This is a genomic window from Massilia sp. Root335 (assembly GCF_001425685.1).
Classification (GTDB): domain Bacteria; phylum Pseudomonadota; class Gammaproteobacteria; order Burkholderiales; family Burkholderiaceae_D; genus Telluria; species Telluria luteola.
On record NZ_LMCY01000003.1, the window covers coordinates 228,482 to 250,810 of the forward strand.

The following is a 22,329-nucleotide window of genomic DNA, read 5'->3' on the forward strand; positions in this document are numbered from 1 at the left end:
TTGCTCTTGACCGGGCGGATTGGTTTAGCATTGCACTTTAGGCCCGGCAACTTGATAACGATCCCGCGAGGACATGAGTAAATACACACTGCACGTCAACGGCAAGGCCCAGGCCGTCGACGTCGAGGCGGATACCCCGCTGCTGTGGGCGCTGCGCGATACCCTCGGTCTCGTCGGCACGAAATACGGCTGCGGCGTCGGCGCCTGCGGGGCCTGCACCGTGCACGTGGACGGCCAGCCGGCGCGCGCCTGTCAGTTGCCGGTGAGCAGCGTCGGCAAGCGCCGCATCACCACCATCGAAGGGCTGGACGCGCGCGCCATGCATCCGCTGCAGCAGGGCTGGACCGAACTGGACGTGCCGCAGTGCGGCTATTGCCAGGCCGGCCAGATCATGACGGCATGCGCGCTGCTGAAACAGCATCCGCGTCCGACCGACGCCCAGATCGACGACGCGATGGCGGGCAACCTGTGCCGCTGCGCGACCTATGTGCGCATCCGTGCCGGCATCCACCGGGCGGCGGACATCGCCGGCGCCGGCAAGGGCAAGGCATGAGCCGGCCCGCCTCCCCCGCGCGCCGCCGCTTCCTCGGCCGCTCGGCCGGCGCCGGCGTCGCCCTGCTGCTCGGCGTGCAGGCCGACGGCGCCGTCGCCGCGCTGTCCGACGACGGCCAGGCCGGCGCCGCGGCCGGCGACTTCATGCCGAACGCCTTCATCCGCATCGGCACGGACGGGCGCGTCACGCTCGTCTCCAAGCAGCCGGAAATCGGCCAGGGCATCAAGACGTCGCTGCCGATGGTGCTGGCCGAGGAACTCGAGGTCGACTGGAAATCGGTCCGCGTCGTGCAGGGCGACCTGAATCCGATCTACGGGTCGCAGGGCGCCGGCGGGTCGACGTCGACGCCGGCCAACTACGACAACTTCCACCGCCTGGGCGCCACCGCGCGCACGCTGCTGGTACGCGCGGCCGCGCAGACGTGGAACGTGGCGGAGGCCGAGTGCCGCGCGGAGAACGGGGCCGTCGTGCACGGCGCCAGCGGCCGCACGCTGGGATACGGCGCGCTCGTGCGCACCGCGTCCGCGCTGCCCGTGCCGCTCGCAGCCGGCGTCGTGCTGAAGGATCCGGCCACGTACCGCCTGCTCGGCACGCGCGTGGGCGGCGTCGACAACGCGCTCGTCGTCAGCGGCCGGCCGCTGTTCGGCATCGATACGCGCCTGCCCGGCATGCTGTATGCGACGTACGTGAAATGCCCCGTGCCGGGCGGCCGTCCCGTCGACGCCAACCTCGCCGCCGTCAAGGCCATGCCCGGCGTGAAGGCGGCGTTCATCGTCGAGGGCACGGAAAACCTGAACGGGCTGCGGCCCGGCGTCGCCATCGTCGCCGACTCGACGTGGAACGCCTTCCGCGCCCGCAAAAAACTACAGGTGACGTGGGACGAAGGCGAAGGCGCGCGCCACAGCTGGGCGGGTTTCGTCGCCCAGGCGCAGGCCGCCAGCGGCCAGCCCGGCGCCGCCGTGCTGCGCAAGGACGGCGACGTCGATGCCGCCCTCGCCGGCGCCGCGCGCACCGTCGAGGCGAACTACGTCTATCCGTTCATCTCGCACGCGAGCATGGAACCGCAGAACTGCACGGCGTGGTTCAAGCCGGCCGACGGCACGCTCGAGCTGTGGGCGCCGACGCAGAACCCGGGCGCGGGCCAGGCCCTCGCGGCCGCCACCTTCAACATCCCGAAGGACAAGATCACCCTCCACATCACGCGCAGCGGCGGCGGATTCGGGCGGCGGCTGTCGTCCGACTTCATCGTCGAGGCGGCGGCGATCGCGCAACGGGTCAAGGCGCCCGTCAAGCTGACGTGGATGCGCGAGGACGACCTGCAGCACGACCACTTCCGCGCCGGCGGCTTCCACTTCCTGCGCGGCGGCGTCGATGCGCAGGGCAAGGTCGTCGCCTGGCACGACCATTTCGTCACGTTCGCCAACCGCGTCGACAGGAAGGAAAGCGACGGCGGCACGGCCAGCGTGCTGCTTGCGGGCAGCGGCGCCAACCTGTCCGGCGACGAATTCCCCGGCCGCTGGCTCGCCAACTGCCTGATCGAACAGACGCCGCTCGAATGCCGCATCCCGATGGGACCGTGGCGCGCGCCGGGCAGCAATGTGTTCGCGTGGGTGTTCCACAGCTTCATCGACGAGCTGGCGCATGCGGCCGGACGCGATCCCGTAGCGTTCCGCCTCGACCTGCTGGGCGACAAGGACCTCGTGGCCGGCACCGGCGAACGCGGCGTGCCGTACAACGTGCGGCGCATGCGCGCCGTGCTGCAAGCCGTCGCGGAGAAATCCGGCTGGGGCCAGCGCACGTTCGCGCGCGGCCAGGGCGCCGGCGTCGCGTTCCACTTCAGCCACCGCGGCTACGTGGCCGAAGTGGCCGAGGTGACGGTGTCGAAGGAAGGCCGGCTGCGCGTGGACCGCGTCGTCGTGGTCGCCGACATCGGCGCACAGGTCGTCAACCTGTCCGGCGCCGAGAACCAGGTGCAGGGGGCCGTGATCGACGGCCTGTCGACCCTGATGTATCCGGCGCTCGACATCGACAAGGGCCGCGTCGTGCAGAGCAACTTCCACGACTATCCGCTGCTGCGCATGCCCGATACGCCGACGAAGGTCGAGGCGCACTTCCTCAAGACCGCCTATCCCGTCACGGGCCTGGGCGAGCCCGCGTTCCCGCCGCTCGCGCCGGCCGTCTGCAACGCGATCTTCGCCGCCACCGGCAAGCGCGTGCGCGAACTGCCGCTCGCGAAGGCGGACCTGTCCTGGAGCTGACGGCGTGACGACGGGCGACGTGTCCGACCTGCTGGGCCAGGCCGTCCGGCTGCACCAGCAGGGCCGGCTCGAGGACGCGCAGGCCTTGTACCGGCGCGTGCTGGCGGCGGCCCCGCGCCAGTTCGATGCGCTGCACCTGCTGGGCGTGATCGAGCGCCAGCGCGGCCAGCCCGCGCGCGCGGTCGAATTCATCCAGGAAGCGCTGCGCGCCGATCCGCACCAGGCGCGCGCCCACTGCAACCTGGGGGCCGCGCTGCAGGACCTCGGCCGCGTCGACGCGGCGCTGGCCAGCTACGAGGCCGCGCTGCGCATCGATCCGGGCTATGCGCTCGCGTGGGACAACCGCGGCAACACGCTGCGCCGGCTCGGCCGCCTGCCGGAAGCGCTGGACAGTTACGAGCGCGCCCTCGGCATCAGCCCGGCGATGGCGGATGCGTGGTGCCACCGGGCCATCGTGCTGCACGACCTGGGCCGCCACGCCGACGCGGCGGCGAGCGCCGAACAGGCGCTGGCGGCGCGGCCCGCGCACGCGGACGCCCTCGTCGCGCTGGGCCATGCGCTGCAGGCGCTGGACCACCACGCGGCCAGCGTCGAGGCCTACGACCGCGCGCTCGCGCTGGCCCCGCAGGCGGCGGACACGTGGTGCGCGCGCGGCACGGCGTTGAAAAAATCTGGCGACCTCGCCGGCGCGCTGCACAGCTACGAGCGGGCGCTGGCCGCGCGTCCCGATTATGCGCTGGCCGAGCAGTACCGCGCGAACACGCTGCGCGCGCTGGGCCAGCGCGACGCGGCCGTCGACGCGTACCGCCGCGCCCTCGCGCTCGGTGCGGACGCGAACGAGATCCGCTTCGCGCTGGCCGCGCTGGGCGAGGCCGACCAGCCGGACGCCGCGCCCGCCGATTACGTGAAAAGCCTGTTCGACCAGTATGCCGGACGGTTCGACCGCCACCTCGTCGACGTGCTCGCCTACCGCACGCCGGCGCTGCTGGAGGCGCTGCTGCGTCCGCGCCTGGCGGCGCCGCCGCTGGCATCGGTACTGGACCTCGGCTGCGGCACGGGCCTGTGCGCGCCGTTCCTGCGGCCGCTGGCGCGGCATCTCGCCGGGATCGACCTGTCGCAGCGCATGCTGGACAAGGCCGCGGACCTGGGCCTGTACGATGAACTGGCGTGCGCCGACATCGTCGACTGGCTCGCGGAGCGGCCCGCGTCGTGCGACCTCGCCGTCGCGGCCGACGTGCTGGTGTACATCGGGGACCTGGCGCCGCTGTTCGCGCGCGTGCGGCGCGTGCTGCGCGCGGGCGGGCTGTTCGCGTTTTCCTGCGAGGCGCTGGGCGGCGGCGGCGGCCGTGGTTATGCGCTCCAGCCGTCGAACCGGTTCGCGCATGCGCCGGATTACGTGCGGCGCACCGCGCGGGCGGCCGGGTTCGACGTCATTGCGACCGAAGCGGCGACGCTGCGCCGCGACCATGGACGCGACGTTCCTGGTTACCTGATCTTGCTGTCGTAGGGTGGGCACGCCGTGCCCACGCGTTCAGCATGCGCCGGCGCGGACACGACGTATCTTTACCCTCCGGCCGGCGCGGACACGATATATCGCGCCTCGCGTATCACCGCGTGGGCACAGGGTGCCCACCCTACGCGACCGACAACGCCACCATCCCGAACTCGCCGAGCCGCACCGGCACGGCGCCGCGCGCGACCATGCGGTCGAGCGCGCGGCGGCCGTCGCCCGGCCGCACGTCCACGGCGCGCATGGCTTCCGGCACGACCAGCGTCGTGAAATCCTCTTCGAGCGCATCCGTGACGGTGTTCAGCACGCAGTAGTCGGTGGCCAGGCCCACCACCGTGACGCGCTCCACGCCGCGCTCGCGCAATTGCACGGCCAGGTCGGTGCCGCCGAACGCGGAATAGGCGTCGGCCGCCGCCGTGGCGGCCTTGGAGATGACGACGGCGTCGTCCGGCAGCGCGAGTTCGGCCGCGAATGCGGCCCCCGGCGTGTCCGCCACGCAGTGCGGCGGCCACGGTCCGCCCTGGGCCTGGAACGAGCAGTGGTCGCCCGGGTGCCAGTCGCGCGACGCGAAAATGGGCAGTTCCTGCGCGCGATACAGCTCGATCAGGTGGTTGATGGGCGCGACGACTTCGTGGCCGCCCGCCACCCCGAGCGCGCCGCCGGGCAGGAAATCGGCCTGCATGTCGATCACGAGCAAGGCGTCGCGCTTGTCGAGGTGGATCGCACTCATGCTGTTCTCCAGATAAAGCGGGCGAGCCGCGATGCCCTATTGTCGCGCAAACTTCAGTGCCGCGTCTCCCGCGCGGCGATGGCGGCGGCGGCGGCCGGGTCCGGATCGTGCCCGCCGAGCCGGTCGAGGATGGCCGCGGCCCGTTCGGCCAGCGCGGCGTCGGCTGCGTTCACCGTGACCTGGCAGTCGCGCACGTCGTCCTGCGCGACGGGCGCGTAGGTGTGCGAATAGGCGGTCTTGCCCGTCACCGAGGGCGCGTCGCCGACCGTGAAATTGCCTTGGACAGGTCCGCTTTCGTCGACGCGGACGTCGATCGCGACATCGTCCGCCGCGATGCCGGCGGCCAGCAGCTCGATGCGCGCCGCCTCGGCGACGGTGACGTGCTTGAACGTGCGGATGATGGCTTGCTGCATGGTGTCCTCCTGCATGATATGCGCTTGCAATCACCGTACCAGAATCCCGTGGCGCACGGCGCCCGCCGCGACCGGCCCGGATGTCGTACCCTGTCTCAATCGTAGGTTCTCCCGCGCTATTTTCCACACGTGCGGCATGATTCCGCCAATTTAGTACAATCTGGCAACACCCCAGCCGTAGCACCGCGCTTCATGACTTTTCAATAACATCACTCCCAAGAGAATAAAATGAAAATTTCAGCCCGGATTGCTTCATCCCGCCCCCTCGCCACCACCGCCATGCACGGGCGCGTGGAAACGCTGCGCAGCGAGGGCCAGTCAGTGATCGATTTTTCGATTGCGATCTCGCACTTCCCGGCGCCCCGGCCGGTGCTGGACGCGGTGGCCGCGGCGATCGAGCGCCGCCGCATCATGCCGTACACGAGCGTGGTCGGCGCCCTCGACGTGCGCGTCAGCCTGGCGGACAAGTTGCGCAAGGAAAACGGCCTCGAGGTCCACACGGACGAGATCATCGTCACCAATGGCGCCAAGCAGGGGTTGTACGAAGCGCTGTATGCATTGAGCGACCCCGGCGACACCGTGCTCGTGTTCAAGCCGCACTGGCCGGCCTATGTTGCTACGTCACAACTGCTGGGCCTGCGCCCCATCCTCGTCGACCTCCCCGAGGAAATCACGCCCGCGCTGCTGGACGGGCTGGGCAAACCCGACATCGTCATCATCAATAACCCGCACAATCCCACCGGCAAGGTGTACACTCGCCGGGAACTGGAACACCTTCGTGCATGGGTGGAGCGCATCGGGGCCCGGGTGATCGTGGATGAAAGCTACGAACACCTGATCTTCGACGGCGGACACACCAGCCTGGCGGCATTGTGCGACTGGCGGAAGATCGGCGTGGTGACGCTGTTTTCGGCCTCGCAAAGCTATGCCATGATGGGCTGGCGGGTCGGCTTTGCGCTGGCGCCCGCCGAAGTGGTCAACGCGATGCAGACGCTGCAAGGTCCGATCACGGCTGCCGCCCCCCATTTGTCGCAGGTCGCTCTCGAGGTCGCATTCGCGACCGGTGCGCCGCGCGCGATGATGGCGGACTACCGTGAACGGCGCGACCTGGTGGTGCGGCTGTTTGCCGAGGTCCCCTGGATCGTCATGCACGCGCCGGCCTCCGGTCCGTACCTGTGGGGAGACGTGCGCAGCCTGACGCTGGACACCGTCGGCTTTGCCGATGCGCTGCTGGAGGAACATAAAGTGGCCGTCATGCCGGGCGAGGCGCTGGGCGTGCCGGGCCATATCCGGCTCGGCTATATTTCGGACGACGTGGCGACATTGCGCGAAGGCATCCGCAGGATAATCGAATTTGGTGATGCGTTTGCCGCCCACAAGGCGGCAGATAGAAGATAGATAAGATGACATCTGGCTTGAGCCGCTTCCGGCTGAACAGCCTGCGCAGCCGGCTCATGTTGCTGGTCGCGCTGGCGATCACGCCGCTGGCGGTGATGACGATCCTGTCCGGGATCCGCGAACGCGAACATGCCATCAAGGCATCGGAAGAAAACCTGCGCCGCCTGACGGGCATGGCGGCCGCCAACGAAGCCCAGTCGATCGAGGGCGCGCGCCAGATCCTCGTGGACCTGGCCAGCGTCCCCGACCTGATGGGCGACACGGCCAAGTGCACGTCGCTGCTGTCCGACGTCCTCGACCGCAACGAGGGCTTCGTCAACTTCGGCCTCATCCAGCTGAACGGCGACGTCACCTGCAGCGCCGTGCCGCTGCTGCACCCCGTCAACCTGGGCGACCGCAGCCACTTCCGCCGCGCCATCTCGGAACGCCGCTTCATTGCCGGCGACTACGTGTTCGGGCGCGTCATCAAGAAGCACACGATCAACCTCACCTACCCCGTCATCGACCGCAGCGGCAAGGTGCTGGCCGTCGTGTTCGCGGCGATGGACCTCGAAGGCCTGGACACCTTCATCAACGACATCAACCTGCCGCCCGGCTCCGTGCTGGCGACGGCGGACGCGCGCGGCACCATCATCTCGCGCCGCCCCGATCCCGAACGCTTCTTCGGCACCAGGCTGTCGCCCGCCACGCTGGACGCGCTGAACACGGCCGGCCAGCGCGCCGTGACGATCCGCGGCGACGACGGCGTCGAGCGCCTGCACACCTTCGCCCGCGTGGGCGCGCCCGCGCTGACCGACTACACGGTCACGATCGGCATCCCCACCGAGACGATCCTCTCGGCCGCGCGCCATGACCAGATCATGTCCCTGCTCGGCCTCGCGGCGACCACGCTGCTCGCGATGCTGGCCGCGTGGCTCGTGGGCGACGTCCTGATCGTCCAGCGCGTGCGCAAGCTGATGGGCACCGCCGAGCGCATCGCCGCCGGCGACCTGGAAGCGCGCTCCGGCATCGCCTACGGCCACGAGGAGATCGGCAACCTGGCCCAGGCGCTGGACCGCATGGCCGCCGCGCTGCAGAAGAAGGAGACGGCCCGTTCGCTGGCCGAGCGCGAACTGCGCGCCGCCGACCAGCGCAAGGACGAATTCCTCGCCATGCTCGCGCACGAGCTCCGCAACCCGCTGGCGCCGATCAGCACGGGCGCCCACCTGCTCAAGCTGCTGCACTCGGACAATGCGCAGATCACGCAGACGTGTTCCATCATCGTGCGCCAGGTCGACCACATGACGAGTCTCGTCGACGACCTGCTGGACGTGTCGCGGGTCACGCGCGGCCTCGTCTCGCTGTCGACCCAGGTGCTGGATTTCAAGCGCGTCGTCGACGACGCGGCCGAGCAGATCCGCCCGCTGATCGCGGCGCGGCGCCACCGCGTCGTGATCGAACTGCCGCCCATGCCGGCCTACGTCAAGGGCGACCACAAGCGCCTCGTGCAGGTGTGCGCGAACCTGCTCAACAACGCGACCAAGTACACGCCGGAAGGCGGCACCATCCAGCTGCGCGTGGACGCGGACGGCAACGACTACGTGCTGACAGTGGCCGACGACGGCATCGGCATGGAGCCGGCGCTCGTCGAGCGCGTGTTCGACCTGTTCACCCAGGCCGAGCGCACGCCGGACCGTTCGCAGGGCGGCCTCGGGCTCGGCCTGGCCCTCGTGAAAAGCCTCGTCGAGCTGCATGGCGGCGAAGTGAGGGCGTACAGTCCCGGCCTGGGCAAGGGGTCCACGTTCACCGTGCGCCTGCCCCGCTACACGCAGGACGTCGTGCTGGCGGCGGCGCCCATCGTCGGCGGACCGCATGGCGACGGCGCCGTACCGCTGCGCATCCTGCTCGTGGACGACAACGTGGACGCCGTGCACACGCTGCAGTTGTTCCTCCGTTCCGGCGGCCACCGCGTGGAAGTCGCGTATTCCGCCACGGACGCGCTGGAACTGGCGAAGTCGTTCGTGCCGGAAGTCTGCCTGCTCGACATCGGCCTGCCCGACTTCGACGGCAACGAACTGGCACGCCGCCTGCGCCTGCTGCCGCAGGCCGCCGGCGCCACCCTGATCGCGATGACCGGCTACGGCCGCCAGCAGGACCGCGACGCGTCGATGGCGGCCGGCTTCGACCATTACCTCGTCAAGCCGGTGAACACGACGCAGCTGGCGGATATCCTGGCCGCCGCCGCGGAGGCGAACATCCGGCGCTAGGTGCGCGGGATGCCGGCGTCATGTGGGCACGGGGTGCCCACCCTACGGTTACGTAAATCGCGCAGGCGGGCGGCTTCCGCACGTCACCGCCGCGGCGCCCCGAACGTCTTCTTCCACCATTCGTCGATCATCTGCATCTCGTACGGCCAGCGCGCGTCGCGGGGATACGTGTTGATGTGGTCCGCGTACCCCTTGTCGCTGAGCTGCGCGGTGCCGCTCGCGACGACCTTGCCGCCCTCGCTGAGCGTGTAGCGCAGGCGCATGGCCGGCCAGTCCGCGCCGCCGCGCATGATGCGCAGCTCGTCGCTGCCCAGGCCATTCGGCTCCTCGCGTCCGACCAGGTCGATGTCGAGCACGTCGATGGCGAGGTCCTGCCCGGGCGGCAGCGCCGCGCCCAGCGTCTCGAAATGCTTCCTGAAATCGTCGAGCGCCTGCGTGCGCTGCCACGGCGCGCGCGGCAGGTCGGTGAAGCGTTCGGGCTGGACGTAGTGGACGGTGACGGCGGCCGATGCGGCGCCTGCGCCGGCCACGAGGCCCATGCCCAGCAATGCGGCGATGCGGATGTCCATGGTCGTTCTCCGGTCGGTTGATCCGACAACGATACCGGCAACTATACGCCGGTTCGCCGGCCTGCCGTGCCGCGCTCATCCGCCCCATCCCTTATCATCGGCCCTGACCGAGGAGATGATATGGAGACCGTCGAAGTCGTCCTGGCGATGCTCGTCGCCGTGATCGCCAGCGGCTACGTGGCGCGCGTGCTGCCCGTGGCCCTGCCCCTGCCGCTGATCCAGATCGTGCTGGGCGCCGTGATCGCGGGCGTCTTCGGCCACGGCGTCGCGCTCGACCCGGACATCTTCTTCCTCCTGTTCCTGCCCCCGCTGCTGTTCGTGGACGGCTGGCGCATCCCCAAGATCGGCCTGTTCCGCGACAAGGCCACGATCCTGGAGCTGGCCCTCGGCCTCGTCGTGTTCACCGTCGTCGGCGCCGGCTACCTGCTGCACTGGATGATCCCCGCGATGCCGCTCGCGGTGGCGTTCGCGCTGGCCGCCATCGTGGCGCCGACCGACCCCGTGGCCGTCGCGTCGATCACGGCGCGCGTGCCCATGCCGCCGCGCCTGCAGCACATCATCGAGGGCGAGAGCCTGCTCAACGATGCGAGTGGCCTCGTCTGCTTCCGCTTCGCCGTCGCCGCCGCCGTGACGGGGCACTTCTCGCTGGCGCGGGCGGGCCTGTCGTTCCTGTGGATCGCGCTGGCCGGCATCGCGGCCGGGGTGGCGATCACGTTCGCCATCACGCGCGCGCACGGCATCCTGCAGCGCCGCTTCGGCGAAGAGGACGGCGTGCCGGTGCTGATCAACCTCCTGACGCCGTTCGGCGCCTATCTCGTGGCCGAGAGGCTGAACGCGTCCGGCATCCTGGCGGCCGTCGCGGCCGGCGTCACGATGAGCTACCTGGAACTGTCGGGCGGCGCCACGCCCGGCACGCGCATCCGCCGCAACGTCATCTGGGACGCCCTGCAATTCACCCTGAACGGCACCATGTTCGTGCTGCTGGGCGAACAACTGCCGGACATCGCGCGCGGCGCCCTCCACCCGGACGGCGGCCAGCCGTTCGACCCGTGGTGGCTCGCCGGCCGCGCCCTCGCGTTCAGCCTGGGCCTCCTGCTGCTGCGCTTCGCGTGGGTGTGGATCTCGCTGCAGCTGACCCTCCTGAACCGGCGCCGCCTCGGCCGCCAGGCGTTTGCGCCGAAGCTGCGCGTGATGCTGGCGACGTCCGTGTCCGGCGTGCGCGGCGCGCTGACGATGGCCGGCGTGATGACCTTGCCGCTCGCCCTGCCGGACGGCGCCCCGTTCCCCGCGCGCCAGCTGGCGATCTTCCTCGCCGCCAGCGTGATCGTCGTCTCGCTGCTGGTCGCCGGTGCCGCGCTGCCCGCCCTGCTGCGCGGCCTCAGGATGCCGGACGAACCGGACGCGCCGTGCAGCGAGGACGACGCCCGCCGCGCGGCCACGCTGGCCGCCGTCGCCGCGCTGGAACAGGCGCAAAAGGCCGACGGCCGGACCGGCGCGGATGCCGCTCCCGCTGCGCGCGACCAGGCCGTCGGCCACGTGCTGCGGCTGTACCGGCACCGCCTGGACGCGGCCGGCGCGGCGGGCGGCAATGGCGATGCCCAGGCCCAGCTGCGCACGGAACGCGCCTACCGGCTGCTCGCGCTGAACGCCGAGCGCGACACCGTGCTGCGCCTCGCGCGCCGCATGGACATCTCGGACGAGACGGCGCGCAAGCTGCTGCGCCAGATCGACTTGCTGGAAGCGCGCTACCAGCTGGACTGAACCGCCCCGGCCTCGCTGCGACCCTGCCCGCATGGCGCACTGTCGGCTGTCTTTACAACGCACATTTCCGATATTTGTAAGACGCTGATTACATTCAGTTATCCAACATGGTGTGAATCTTGCTCAATAATTAACCGCAGGACCGTACCAAGTCTTTGATTTCGCTCATACCAATAAATAGGGAGATCACTATGTTTGGGAAACTCAGTCTTAGCGTCAGATGGCTGGGCGCGCTCGTCGTGCTCTTGTTCTCGCAGTGGGCCGCGGCCGGCCCCATCGCAATCGGTTATATGTCGTTCGACGTCACCTCGGGCACCACGGCCCAGTTCGACATCGCCAACCTCACCGGTCCCAACGCGCTCGCCCCGGACTTCCCGGTCGCCACGCCGCTCGCTTTCAACGCGCTGAACCTGCTCGTCACCTTCTCGGACGGCACCACCCACACGTTCGGCCTGTCCGACTTCACGCTCAGCGTGGACGGCATGTCGCTCGACGGTCCGACGGTCGCGATCGGCGGGACGACGCTGCCCGTGGCGGCGACGCTGTCGGGGCTGGTCGGTCCGACCTCGATCGATCCCGGGACCGGCACCATGATGGACATCGACGCCGCCTTCAGCCCCGTGATGCTCGGCGACATCCACGGTCCGGCGCTGGACGACGGCGCGCTCGGCGTCATCTACGTCCACGAACCGGGCACCGTGACCGTGCCGGAACCGTCGTCGGCCTGGCTCATCCTGATCGGCGCCGCCGCGTTCGGCCTGCGCCGGCGCGCCCGCTCGGCCGCGCTGGTCGCCCTGCTCGCCGGCGCGGGCACCGCGTCGGCCGCGATTCCCGTCAAGCTCGCGGCCGCGTCGATTCCCAGCAGCGGCGTCGTCGGCGTGTCGTTCGTGAAGGTCACGGCGATGGGCCTGCCCGCCGTGGCGCCCGCCGGCGTGATGGTGACGATCGCCCCCACCTGCGCCGTCGGCGGCCCGGTGGCGGGCCAGGCGATCACGCCGGCGTCGTCCATCATTCCCGTGATCGGCAGCACGTCCCAGGTCCGCTTCCAGATCCCGGCCGCGCTCAACCAGGGCACGTATTACGTCTCGCTGTCCGGCGGCAGCGGCGCCGGGGCGTTCGCCAGCACCAACTGCTCCGTGCTGAACGTGACGACGTCGAACACGACGCTCAACTCGTGCCTGCCGACCAGCTCACTGGCCGTCGCGCTCGGCCCGACGGTCACCGCCTACGTACCGAACGGCTGGTGGGGCGGCGGCGCGACCGGCATCCAGGTCGTACCGATCGAAGGCGCCGGCGCACCCACGTCGATTTCCACGGCCGGCATCGTGAATTCCTGCTCGTCCAACCCGAGCACCGGCCAGGCCGTGTGCACCGCCAACACGAACGACGTGTACCTGATCAACGGCCACACGCTGACCAATACCCTGCTCAGCAGCGCCACCGGCAACGCGTTCTTCTCCGGCGGCGGCTGCCGCAATTGCGGCGTGGCCGTGAACGGCCTGACGAATACCGCCTACATCACGGTGGGCCTGTCCGACAGCGCGTCCGGCTCGGGCATCCAGGCGCTGAACCTGGCCACCAACGCGTTCGGCACGCCGCTGCGCCTGCGCCACATCGTCTCCGAAAACATCTCGGTCGACGCCGGCCGCAACCTGCTGCTGACCCCGGGCGAGGACAACAGCTATGGCCTCGTGCGGCTCTCCAGCGCGGGCGACCTGCTGACGGAATTCGAGAACAGCACGATCGGCGGCGGCGGCGAATATGACTCGAGCGCATCGGACTGCACGACCGGCATCGCGCTCGCGTCGAACGAGTTCACGTCGAACGTGTCGATGGCCGACTTGAACCAGGCCAGCTTCATACCCGGTTCCGGCAGCGGGATCGGCAGCTGGACGTCGCCGCACAACGTCGTGACGCTCGACGGCTCCTTCGCGGCCGGCATCTCCGGCATCTCGGTGGCGCCGGGCGGCCAGCACATGGGGATCCTGACCGGCGAGTTCGGCGGCCAGAGCTTCGCCGTGTTCCAGCTGCCGGCCACGCCGGCCACGGGCGGCACGGTCCCGGCCCTCGTCGACTACGCGGTCGTCAACACCCTGCCGAACACGCCGGACGGCGCGTCCTTCACGGCCGGTTTCGACCCGCACACCATCACGGCCTACACGAGCCCCAACGACGGCCGCGCCTATGGCGTGATCGCCGACTGGGCGACCGGCACGCCGAGCTGGCTCGCCGTCATCGACCTCAAGAAGATCCAGGGCGCGCCCCGCATTGCGGGCACGCACACGGTCGATACATCGGTGTACGACGTCCTTGCCAGCGGCGCGGTCCGCTACGTCGCCGTGCACTGACGGCTCAACGGGCAGCCTGGCCCCCCAGGCTGCTGCGCAGCCAGTCGCGCCCGCGCGCATCGAGCGCCTTGTCGATGACGTGGGCCGGCAGGCTGTACACCGTGGCCCACGTCGCGCGCCCGTCCGCGGCGTTCGACGGGAAACTCGTCGTCTCGATGGGCCAGTGATATTTACGCTTGAGGGCGCGGACGATGGCCGCCAGGGTCACGCGGCCGCGCAACGGTTCGGCGCCCGCCTGGTCGGCATTCGACAGCAGGACGGCGAGCACGATGCCGCGCGCGGTGCGCGGGCCGGGGAAGATGGGTGATTTGCCGGGCATGGCGCCATTGTAACGGGCGCGGCCAACGTTAGTTCCCGAACGGTGCGCGCCGGGCGCCGGCGTAGACTGGCGCCAGCCCACTCTTGCGAACGACGAGCACCCGATGAAGAGCGAAGACCCCGCGCCGGCGAGTCCGGTGCCGAACACCGATCCGCCCGCCGCCGCGAAGGCCGCGGGCCTGCGCTACGTCCACGACGACCGTCCCGGCATCCGCCGCGAGGCGGCCGGCGACAGTGTCCGCTACCTCGACGCCGGCGGCGCGCCCGTCGACGACGACGCCACGCTCAAGCGCATCAAGTCGCTCGCCATTCCGCCCGCGTGGACCGACGTCTGGATCTGCCCGCAGGCCAACGGCCACCTGCAGGCGACCGGCCGCGACGCGCGCGGCCGCAAGCAATACCGCTACCACCCCAAGTGGCGCGAAGTGCGCGACGAGGTGAAGTACGAGCGCATGATCAACTTCGGCAAGGCGCTGCCCAGTATCCGCAAGGAAGTCGACCGCGCCCTCGCCCTCCCCGGCCTGCCGCGCGACAAGGTACTGGCGACGATCGTCTACCTGCTGGAAGCGACCATGATGCGCATCGGGAACGACGAATACGCCCGCGAGAACAAGTCCTACGGCCTGACGACGCTGCGCAACCGTCACGTCAAGATCGACGGCAGCGACGTCGAGTTCCGCTTCCGCGGCAAGAGCGGCGTGTACCACGACGTCAAGGTGCACGACCGGCGCCTGGCGCGCATCATCCAGCGCACGCGCGACCTGCCCGGCCAGGACCTGTTCCAGTACCTCGACGAGGCCGGCGAACGGCACACGGTCGGGTCGAGCGACGTCAACGACTACCTGCGCACGATCACCGGCGAGGATTACACCGCGAAGGATTTCCGCACGTGGTCCGGCACGGTGCTGGCGGCGATGGCGCTGCAGGAATTCGAAGCCGTCGATTCGGACGCCCAGGCCAAGAAGAACATCGTGCGCGCCATCGAGTCCGTCGCGCAGCGGCTCGGCAACACGCCGTCCGTCTGCCGCAAGTGCTACGTGCACCCGGCCGTGCTGGACGCCTACCTGGACGGCACGATGCTCGAAGGCTTGCGCGCCCGCGCCGAGGAAAGCCTCGTCGAAGACCTGCGCGAGCTCGAACCCGAGGAAGCGGCCGTGCTCGCGATGCTGGAGCGGCGCCTCGCGCAGGAGACGGCGCACGCCGACCTCGCGGTCAAGCGGCGCGCCGCCTGACTACGCGGCGCGCTCCGCCAGCCCGAACGCGCCGGGACGCAGCCAGCCGCGCACGATCCGGAAGCGCCACATGCGCTCCACCGGCGGCACGCGGTCCGGGTCCGCGGCGGTCCAGTCGATGTCCACGATGCCCTGCAGCTGCAGCACGTCGCCCGTCGCCACGTCGGCCAGCACGATGGCCGCGCGCGGCTCCGCGACGAAGTTGCCCAGCGTGTTGAAGTAGCGGTTGCCCGCGTAGTCCGGCACGCACAGGACGTCGCCGTCCAGCCGCGCGAAGCCGGCCGGCCCGCCGCGGTGCGAGATGTCCAGGCCGGCCGCGGCATCGGGCGCGTCCGCGCCGCTCGCGCTGGCCACGAACAGCGTCGTCGCCGCCGCCAGCAGCGCGCGCGCCCGTGGCGGCAGGTCGGCGCCGAACGCCGTCGCCGGTCCCGGCGTGCGCGCCACCGGCGCCAGGGAGCGCACGTGGATGTAGCGCGGGCAGTTGCCGAACGATTGCGCGACGTCGACGCCGAACCCGGTATCGCCCACTTGCGCGAGGAAGCCGTTCAGGCGGTTGCGCCGGCGCGTGCCGAGGTCGATGCCGAGCAAGCCGACCGCTGCACCGGTCGCCATGCCATCGACGATGCGCGCGCGCACCGGGTCGTCGGCGGGCGGCAGCGCCGCGACGTCCAGGCGCGCCGGATCGGGCGAGCTGGCGAAGCCCGGCGGGCCTTGCACGACGGTCGCCAGCGGCCAGCCGTCGGCATCCGCGACGGCCACGCAGACGAACGGCAGCAGCGGGAAGAAGGTGCGGTGCTGGTCCGGCATGCGGTTGCGGATCGGCGCGTTGAACGGCTCGATGCCCGCCAGTTCCTGCGCCCGCAGCTCGCCCGCGTGGAACGGCATGGGAATGCGGTCTCCGTCCATGATCGCCTCACTCGGCGGGCATCGCGACGAAACCCGGCAGCGCCTGCACGCGGCCGATCCAGGCCAGCACACGCGGATACGGATCGAGCGCGATGCCGCCTTCCGGCGCGTGGGCGACGTAGCTGTAGCAGGCGACGTCCGCGATGGTGGGCGTCGGCGCCGCCAGCCAGTCGCGCGCGGCCAGCTCGCCTTCCATCAGGCCCAGCACCCGCGCGGCCAGCGCCTGCGACAGCCCCGCCGGCACGCCGGTATCGTAGAACCGGGCGGAGACGCGCGCGGCGGCCGGCCCGAACATGATCTCGCCCGCCGCCTGCGACAGCCAACGCTGCACGCGGGCCGCGCCGACGGGGTCTTCCGGCAGCCAGGCCGCGCCGGCCGGATAGCGCTTCGCGAGGTAGACGAGGATGGCGTTGCTGTCGGCCAGCACGACGTCGCCATCCTGCAGCACGGGAATCTGGCCCAGCGGATTGAGCGCCAGGAACGCCGGCGCGCGGCGCACGTCGGCCGGGCTGTCGGCGAACTCGTACGGCAGGTCGAGCAGGTGCAGGAACAGCATCACGCGGTGCGTGTGGCCGGACAGGCGGGTGCCGTGGAGGATGCGGGTCTGGGGCATGGTCGTCTCGTGGTGGGTGGGGATTGCTTGCATCGTAATGCGATTCCATTCACACCGGAATCCGGCATAATGGCAATTCAGCATTTCAGTTTTCGAAATAATCATGGACCGACTCGACGAGCTGCACGTGTTCATCGCCATCCTCGACGCGGGCAGCATGGCCGCCGCCGCGCGCAAGCTGGGGCGCTCGCCGGCCGCCGTCACGCGCATCCTCGCCCTGCTCGAAACCCGCGCCGGCGCGCGCCTGTTCGAGCGCAGCACGCGCCGCCTGACCCCGACGGAGACTGGCCTGCGCCTGGCGGAACAGGCGCGCCGCCTGCTGGCCGACTACGACGCCGCGCTGCAGCCGCCGGGCGCCGGCGCGCCGCGCGGCCTGCTGCGGCTGACGGCGCCGACCGTGTTCGGCCGCCGCCACGTGGCGCCCGTCGTCACGCGCTTTCTCGCGCTCCACCCGGACATCCAGGTCGACCTGACGCTCTCGGACCGCAACGTCGACCTGATCGAGGAAGGCATCGACGCCGGCCTGCGCATCGGCGCCCTGTCCAACATGAGCCTCGTCGCGCGCCGGCTGGGCGAGGTGCGCCAGGTGACGGTCGCGAGCCCCGCCTACCTCGACCGGCGCGGCACGCCGCACGTGCCCGCCGACCTCGCGGGGCATGAGCTGATCATGTCGACGTCCGTGCGCACCATGGCCGAGTGGCGCTTCCGCGCGGACGGCCGCGAGCACGTCGTGCGCTACGGTCCGCGCCTGCGCATGAACGACGTCGAGGCCGTGCTGGCGGCCGCGCGCGACGGCTTCGGCATCGCCCGCGCGATGTCGTACCAGGTCGAGCCGGACCTGCGGGCCGGCCTGCTGCGCCGCCTGCTCGTCGACTACGAACCGGAGCCGGCGCCCGTGCACCTCGTGCTGCCGAGCAGCCGCCACATGGCGCCGCGGCTGCGCGCGTTCGTCGATTTCGCGGTGGCGGAATTCGCGGCGCTGGCGGTGATCCGCTGACATTCTGGCTATACTGGACGGCTCGACATCGACAGGAGGCGTGCATGACGCAGAAGATCATCGGTATGCTGGGCGGGATGAGCTGGGCCAGCTCGGCCGAATACTATCGCCTCATCAACGAGGGCGTGCGCGACCGCCTCGGCGGGCTGCATTCGGCGCGCTGCCTCATGTGGTCGTTCGACTTCGACGACATCGCGGTGCTGCAGCGCAGCGACCGCTGGGACGCCGCCGCCGCGCTGATGATCGAGGCGGCGCAGCGGCTGGAACGGGGCGGCGCCGACTTCCTCATCATCTGCACGAACACGATGCACAAGGCCTACGGGCAGCTGCAGGCCGCCGTCGATTTGCCGCTGCTGCACATCGCCGACCCGACGGCCGAACGCATCAGAGCGGCAGGCTTGAGGCGCGTCGGCCTGCTCGGCACCGCGTTCACGATGGAGCAGGATTTCTACAAGGGCCGGCTGGCGGACGAACACGGCCTCGACGTGCTCGTGCCCGACGCCGAGGACCGCGCCACGGTCCACCGCATCATCTACGACGAGCTGGTAAAAGGCCGGATAGAAGCGGCGTCGCGCGCGGCCTGCCGCGGCGTGATCGAACGGCTCGTCGCCGCCGGCGCCGAGGCGGTCATCCTCGGCTGTACCGAACTCGTACTGCTCGTGACGCCGGCAGACAGCCCCGTGCCGCTGTTCGACACGACCGGCCTGCACGCGGCGGCGGCCGTCGAGCTGGCGCTGGGCTGACGCTCACCCGGCCGGCGCGATGTTGTGGTTGAAGCGGAACAGGTTGTCCGGGTCGTAGCGCTGCTTGACCTGCACGAGCCGGTCCCAGTTCGGCCCGTATGCCTCGCGGATGCGCGACGTCTCGTCCTGGGTGAGGAAGTTGATGTACACGCTGCCCGCCGCGTACGGCGTCACGGCCGCGAAGAATTCGCGCGCCCAGGCCACGCAGCGGGCGTCGTCGGCCGCATCGTTCCAGCGGCCGTGCACGTTCATCGCATACGTCACGTTGCGGTGCGGGTAGGCCGTCGCATCGGCGGCCGGTTCGTTGGCGCGGCCGCCGATCAGGCCCATGAAGATCTCGCACTGCGGCGTCGGCACGCTGGCGGCATAGCGCAGCACGACGTCGATCGCATCGTCGGACAGGGTCGTGAAGTTGTGCGACTTCCAGTAATTGCGCGCGCCCGGGGCCAGCAGCGGGTCGAAGATCTTTTGCCACGCCGCGTACGGCATGGCGCCGACGTGTTCGCCCAGCACATGCCCGAACGCGCGCACGGGGGCGATCACGGAGGCCGCGTCTTCCGGCGTGCGCGGCGAGCACACGGCCAGCGCGACGATGTCCTGGCCGTGCACGGGCGGCGGCAGGAACGGCAGCGGCGGCGCCTGGCGCAGCACGGCCCAGATCGACACGTCGGCCGGCAGCGTGTCGACGTAATCGCGGTACTGGCGCAAAACATCCCGGCCCTGCGCCGCCGGAAACACGAGCAGCCCGGCCGTCACCTGCGGCCCGACGGCGTGCAGCGCGAACTCGAAGCGCGTGACGACGCCGAAGTTGCCGCCGCCGCCGCGGATCGCCCAGAACAGGTCAGGTTCCTGGCGCGGCCCGATGTGGCGGCGGCGGGCGTCGGCCGTGACGATTTCCGCGCCGACGAGGCTGTCCACCGTCAGCCCCAGCATGCGCGACAGCCAGCCGAAGCCGCCGCCCAGCGTGAGGCCGGCCGCGCCCGTCGTCGAATTGATGCCGAGGGGGACGGCCAGTCCGCACGCCTGCGTCTCGTGGTCGACGTCGGACAGCAGCGCGCCGCCGTCGACGTAGGCGAGGCGCGCGTCCGGATCGACGTGCACGCCGCGCATGCCCGAGAGGTCGATCACGAGGCCGTCGTCGCAGACGGCGTTGCCGGCGATATTGTGGCCGCCGCCGCGCACGGCCAGCGGCAGGCCGTGGTCGCGCGCGAACGCGACGGCCGTGCACACGTCGGCTGTGCCGGCGCAGCGCACGATCAGCGCCGGCCGGCGATCGATCATCGCATTCCAGATCCGGCGCGCGGCGTCGTAGTCCGGGTCGCCCGGCTGCAGCACCGGTCCCCGCAGGGCGGCCGCGAGGCCGTCCAGCACTTCAGGTTTCAACTGCATCATCGCGGCCTCCGACCGGCGCGCCCGGCGGATGGCGGCCGCCATCCGGCCCGCGCCCTCTTGCAGCATAGGCCGCGGCGCGGGATGTGCAAGCGGCGGCGGCCGTCCGGCCGGACGCTGCCGCACGTATAATGGATCACTTGGTATTGACGGACACCCCCATGCGCGCTCACCACGGGCCCACGCTGTCGCTGCGCCACCTGCTGATCCTGCTGACCGCGATCGGCCTGCTGCCGCTGGCCGCGCTCGGCGCCTGGAGCGTGCACCTGGCCGCGGAATACCACCAGAGCGAACAGGAACGCGCGCTGCTGGACCTGGCGCGGGCGCTGTCGAGCGCCGTCGACGCGGAACTGGACGGCACCGTCGCCACGCTCGCCAGCATGGCGCGCACCCCGGCGCTCGACACCGGCGACGTGCGCGCGTTCTACCCCATCGCGCGCGACCAGGCCCTGGCGCAGCAGGAATGGCTGGGCGTGATCCTGGCCGACGGCACCGGCCGCATGCTGTTCCGCACGACGGCGCCGTTCGATGCGCCGGCGCAACCCATCGCCGATCCCTCCAGCCTGCACCTGGCGCTCGCGCTGCGCCGTCCCGTGATCGGGCACGTCGCGCGCGGCAAGGGCGGCCGTCCCGCCGTGCCCGTGCGCTATCCGGTGAGCGACGCGGCCGGCCATTCCTACGTGCTGACGGCCGTCGTCCGGCCCGACCGCATCATGCGCGTGGTCGAGCGGCAGCGGGTGCCCGCCGGCTCGATGATCACGGTGCTGGACAGCGACGGCACGCTCGTCGCCCGCTCGCGCGGCCAGGACGACGTCGGCGCCGCGCCGGCCCCGACGCTGGCGCGGCTGGCCCGGTTGAACGGCCCGGAAGGCGTCGGGCCCACCGTCACCATCGAGGGCGACGCGCTGACGACGGCCTATACCCGGCTGTCGCGCTACGGCTGGACGGTCGCCGTCGGCGCGCCGCCCGCGGGCTGGGCCGGCGCCGCCGCGCAGGGATTCATCTGGTACGCGGCCGGCATCGTGCTGTCGCTGGCGCTGAGCATCGGCCTCGCGTCCATGCTGGCGCGGCGGATCGTGCGCCGCATCGCCGCCCTCGAGACGGGCGCCGCCGCGCTGGGCGCCGGTGCCGATCTCGCCGTACCCCATTCGCGCATCCGCGAAATCGACGCGATGGGCGCCGCGCTGCGGGCGGCGGCCGGGCACCGCGCCGCGCACGAACAGGAACGCGGCCGCCTGATGGACACGCTGGCCCAGGCCCTCGCCACGCGCGAGCAAGCGCTGGAGCAGGCGCGCCGGGCCGGCCGCGCCAAGGATGAATTCCTCGCCGTGCTGGGCCACGAACTGCGCAATCCGCTGGCCCCGATCGCCGGCGCGCTCGACCTGATGGACCTGCGCAACGACGAGGGCAGCCGGCGCGAGCGCGGCATCATGCGGCGCCAGGTCGCGCACCTCAAGCACCTCGTCGACGACCTGCTCGACGTCTCCCGCATCGCGTCCGGCAAGCTGCGCATCGACCTCGCGCCGGTGGACCTCGCGGCCGTCGCGCGCCACGCCGTCGCCGCCCTGCCCGACCAGCCCATCCGGCTGCAGGCGCCGGACGCGCTGTGGGTCGACGGCGACGAACACCGGCTCGCGCAGGTGCTCGGCAACCTGCTGTCGAACGCGGCCCGCTTCGGCAGCACGGACACGCACGTCGTCCTCGACGGCGCCGACGGCGCGGCGCGCCTCGTCGTCAGCGACAACGGCGTCGGCATGCAGGCCGGGCTCGCCGGGCGCGTGTTCGAACCGTTTTACCAGGCGCCGCAGCCGCTGGCGCGCCACGGCGGCCTCGGACTCGGCCTCGCCATCGTGCACCGCATCGTCGAGCTGCACGGCGGCCGCGTGAGCGCGCACAGCGACGGTCCCGGCATGGGCAGCCGCTTCGAGATCCGGCTGCCGCTGGGCACGCCCGCGGCCGCCCCCGCGCCGGCCGCCGTGCGCGCCGAAAGCCGGCCGCTGCGCGTGCTCGTGGTGGACGACAACGAGGACGCGGCCACGCTCACGGCCGCCGTCCTGCGCCAGCTCGGCCACGACGTCAGGACGGCGCATACGGCGCTGGCCGCGCTGGACGTGCAGGCCGCCTGGCCGCCGGACGCGGCGATCCTGGACATCGGCCTGCCCGACCTGGACGGCTACGCCCTCGCCGCCGCCATGCGGCGCGCGGCGCACCGGCCGCTGCGGCTGGCGGCCCTCACCGGCTACGGCCGCCAGGCCGGCGTCGTCGCCCACTCGCCGGACGACGCGGCCGCGTTCGACCTGCACCTGACCAAGCCGGCCAGCGTGGACGACTTGCGGCGGGCGCTG

Annotated in this window: 18 protein-coding genes; 11 read left to right on the top strand and 7 right to left on the bottom strand. The window is 71.1% G+C overall.

Annotation, left to right across the window (positions count from 1 at the left end; genetic code table 11):
- The first annotated feature begins 73 nt into the window (after positions 1–73).
- Genes ASC93_RS01465 through ASC93_RS01475 form a run of 3 tightly spaced genes read left to right on the top strand, consistent with a single transcriptional unit; the run spans position 74 to position 4,318 of the window.
- Positions 74–553 (top strand): (2Fe-2S)-binding protein, encoded by a 480-nt coding sequence (locus tag ASC93_RS01465; protein WP_056435873.1) that lies wholly within the window; start codon positions 74–76, stop codon positions 551–553.
- Positions 550–2,811, top strand: coding sequence for a molybdopterin cofactor-binding domain-containing protein (locus ASC93_RS01470; RefSeq protein ID WP_056435877.1), 2,262 nt, complete (start codon positions 550–552; stop codon positions 2,809–2,811). Before ASC93_RS01465 ends, ASC93_RS01470 begins: the two co-directional genes overlap by 4 nt.
- A gap of 4 nt (positions 2,812–2,815) precedes the next feature.
- Positions 2,816–4,318, top strand: a complete 1,503-nt coding sequence (locus ASC93_RS01475) for a tetratricopeptide repeat protein (RefSeq protein WP_056435880.1) — start codon at positions 2,816–2,818, stop codon at positions 4,316–4,318.
- Between the two features lie 127 nt (positions 4,319–4,445).
- On the opposite strand, the gene ASC93_RS01480 is transcribed toward ASC93_RS01475, so the two are convergent.
- Positions 4,446–5,051: an isochorismatase family protein gene (locus ASC93_RS01480; RefSeq protein WP_056435885.1), complete on the bottom strand. Its 606-nt coding sequence runs from the start codon at positions 5,049–5,051 to the stop codon at positions 4,446–4,448.
- A gap of 53 nt (positions 5,052–5,104) precedes the next feature.
- Positions 5,105–5,464 (bottom strand): hypothetical protein, encoded by a 360-nt coding sequence (locus ASC93_RS01485; protein ID WP_157201704.1) that lies wholly within the window; start codon positions 5,462–5,464, stop codon positions 5,105–5,107.
- A 228-nt stretch (positions 5,465–5,692) separates the two neighbouring features.
- Here ASC93_RS01485 and ASC93_RS01490 point away from each other — a divergent pair, with 228 nt between their 5' ends.
- Together ASC93_RS01490 and ASC93_RS01495 are read left to right on the top strand one after the other, a co-directional pair.
- Entirely contained in the window at positions 5,693–6,862 is a 1,170-nt protein-coding gene (locus ASC93_RS01490; protein ID WP_056435891.1) for a pyridoxal phosphate-dependent aminotransferase, read from the top strand.
- A 5-nt stretch (positions 6,863–6,867) separates the two neighbouring features.
- Positions 6,868–9,108, top strand: coding sequence for an ATP-binding protein (locus ASC93_RS01495; RefSeq protein ID WP_056435894.1), 2,241 nt, complete (start codon positions 6,868–6,870; stop codon positions 9,106–9,108).
- Between the two features lie 83 nt (positions 9,109–9,191).
- Here the strand turns inward: ASC93_RS01495 and ASC93_RS01500 are convergent, their stop codons facing one another.
- Positions 9,192–9,677, bottom strand: coding sequence for a DUF3016 domain-containing protein (locus ASC93_RS01500; RefSeq protein WP_056435898.1), 486 nt, complete (start codon positions 9,675–9,677; stop codon positions 9,192–9,194).
- Positions 9,678–9,797: 120 nt separating this feature from the next.
- Here ASC93_RS01500 and ASC93_RS01505 point away from each other — a divergent pair, with 120 nt between their 5' ends.
- Complete coding sequence (locus tag ASC93_RS01505) at positions 9,798–11,438, top strand: Na+/H+ antiporter (RefSeq protein ID WP_056435903.1); 1,641 nt, start codon at positions 9,798–9,800, stop codon at positions 11,436–11,438.
- A 191-nt stretch (positions 11,439–11,629) separates the two neighbouring features.
- Positions 11,630–13,786: a PEP-CTERM sorting domain-containing protein gene (locus ASC93_RS01510; RefSeq protein ID WP_082547694.1), complete on the top strand. Its 2,157-nt coding sequence runs from the start codon at positions 11,630–11,632 to the stop codon at positions 13,784–13,786.
- A 4-nt stretch (positions 13,787–13,790) separates the two neighbouring features.
- On the opposite strand, the gene ASC93_RS01515 is transcribed toward ASC93_RS01510, so the two are convergent.
- On the bottom strand, positions 13,791–14,105 hold the full coding sequence (locus ASC93_RS01515; RefSeq protein ID WP_056435909.1) for a hypothetical protein: 315 nt from the start codon (positions 14,103–14,105) through the stop codon (positions 13,791–13,793).
- 103 nt (positions 14,106–14,208) lie between these two features.
- On the opposite strand from ASC93_RS01515, the gene ASC93_RS01520 reads away from it, so the two are divergent.
- Complete coding sequence (locus tag ASC93_RS01520) at positions 14,209–15,336, top strand: DNA topoisomerase IB (protein ID WP_056435914.1); 1,128 nt, start codon at positions 14,209–14,211, stop codon at positions 15,334–15,336.
- On the opposite strand, the gene ASC93_RS01525 is transcribed toward ASC93_RS01520, so the two are convergent.
- Both ASC93_RS01525 and ASC93_RS01530 read right to left on the bottom strand, forming a co-directional pair.
- Complete coding sequence (locus ASC93_RS01525; RefSeq protein WP_056435917.1) at positions 15,337–16,242, bottom strand: pyridoxamine 5'-phosphate oxidase family protein; 906 nt, start codon at positions 16,240–16,242, stop codon at positions 15,337–15,339.
- Positions 16,243–16,249: 7 nt separating this feature from the next.
- Positions 16,250–16,855, bottom strand: a complete 606-nt coding sequence (locus tag ASC93_RS01530) for a glutathione S-transferase family protein (RefSeq protein WP_056435920.1) — start codon at positions 16,853–16,855, stop codon at positions 16,250–16,252.
- A gap of 103 nt (positions 16,856–16,958) precedes the next feature.
- Here ASC93_RS01530 and ASC93_RS01535 point away from each other — a divergent pair, with 103 nt between their 5' ends.
- Positions 16,959–17,852, top strand: a complete 894-nt coding sequence (locus ASC93_RS01535; RefSeq protein WP_056435922.1) for a LysR family transcriptional regulator — start codon at positions 16,959–16,961, stop codon at positions 17,850–17,852.
- Between the two features lie 44 nt (positions 17,853–17,896).
- The gene (locus tag ASC93_RS01540) at positions 17,897–18,595 is read left to right on the top strand and encodes an aspartate/glutamate racemase family protein (protein ID WP_056435929.1); all 699 of its coding nucleotides are present in this window, start codon (positions 17,897–17,899) and stop codon (positions 18,593–18,595) included.
- A gap of 3 nt (positions 18,596–18,598) precedes the next feature.
- On the opposite strand, the gene ASC93_RS01545 is transcribed toward ASC93_RS01540, so the two are convergent.
- Entirely contained in the window at positions 18,599–19,987 is a 1,389-nt protein-coding gene (locus ASC93_RS01545) for an FAD-binding oxidoreductase (RefSeq protein WP_056436847.1), read from the bottom strand.
- Positions 19,988–20,145: 158 nt separating this feature from the next.
- On the opposite strand from ASC93_RS01545, the gene ASC93_RS01550 reads away from it, so the two are divergent.
- Positions 20,146–22,329, top strand: a 2,184-nt coding sequence (locus ASC93_RS01550; RefSeq protein ID WP_056436850.1) for an ATP-binding protein, incomplete at its 3' end; no start/stop codon positions are given.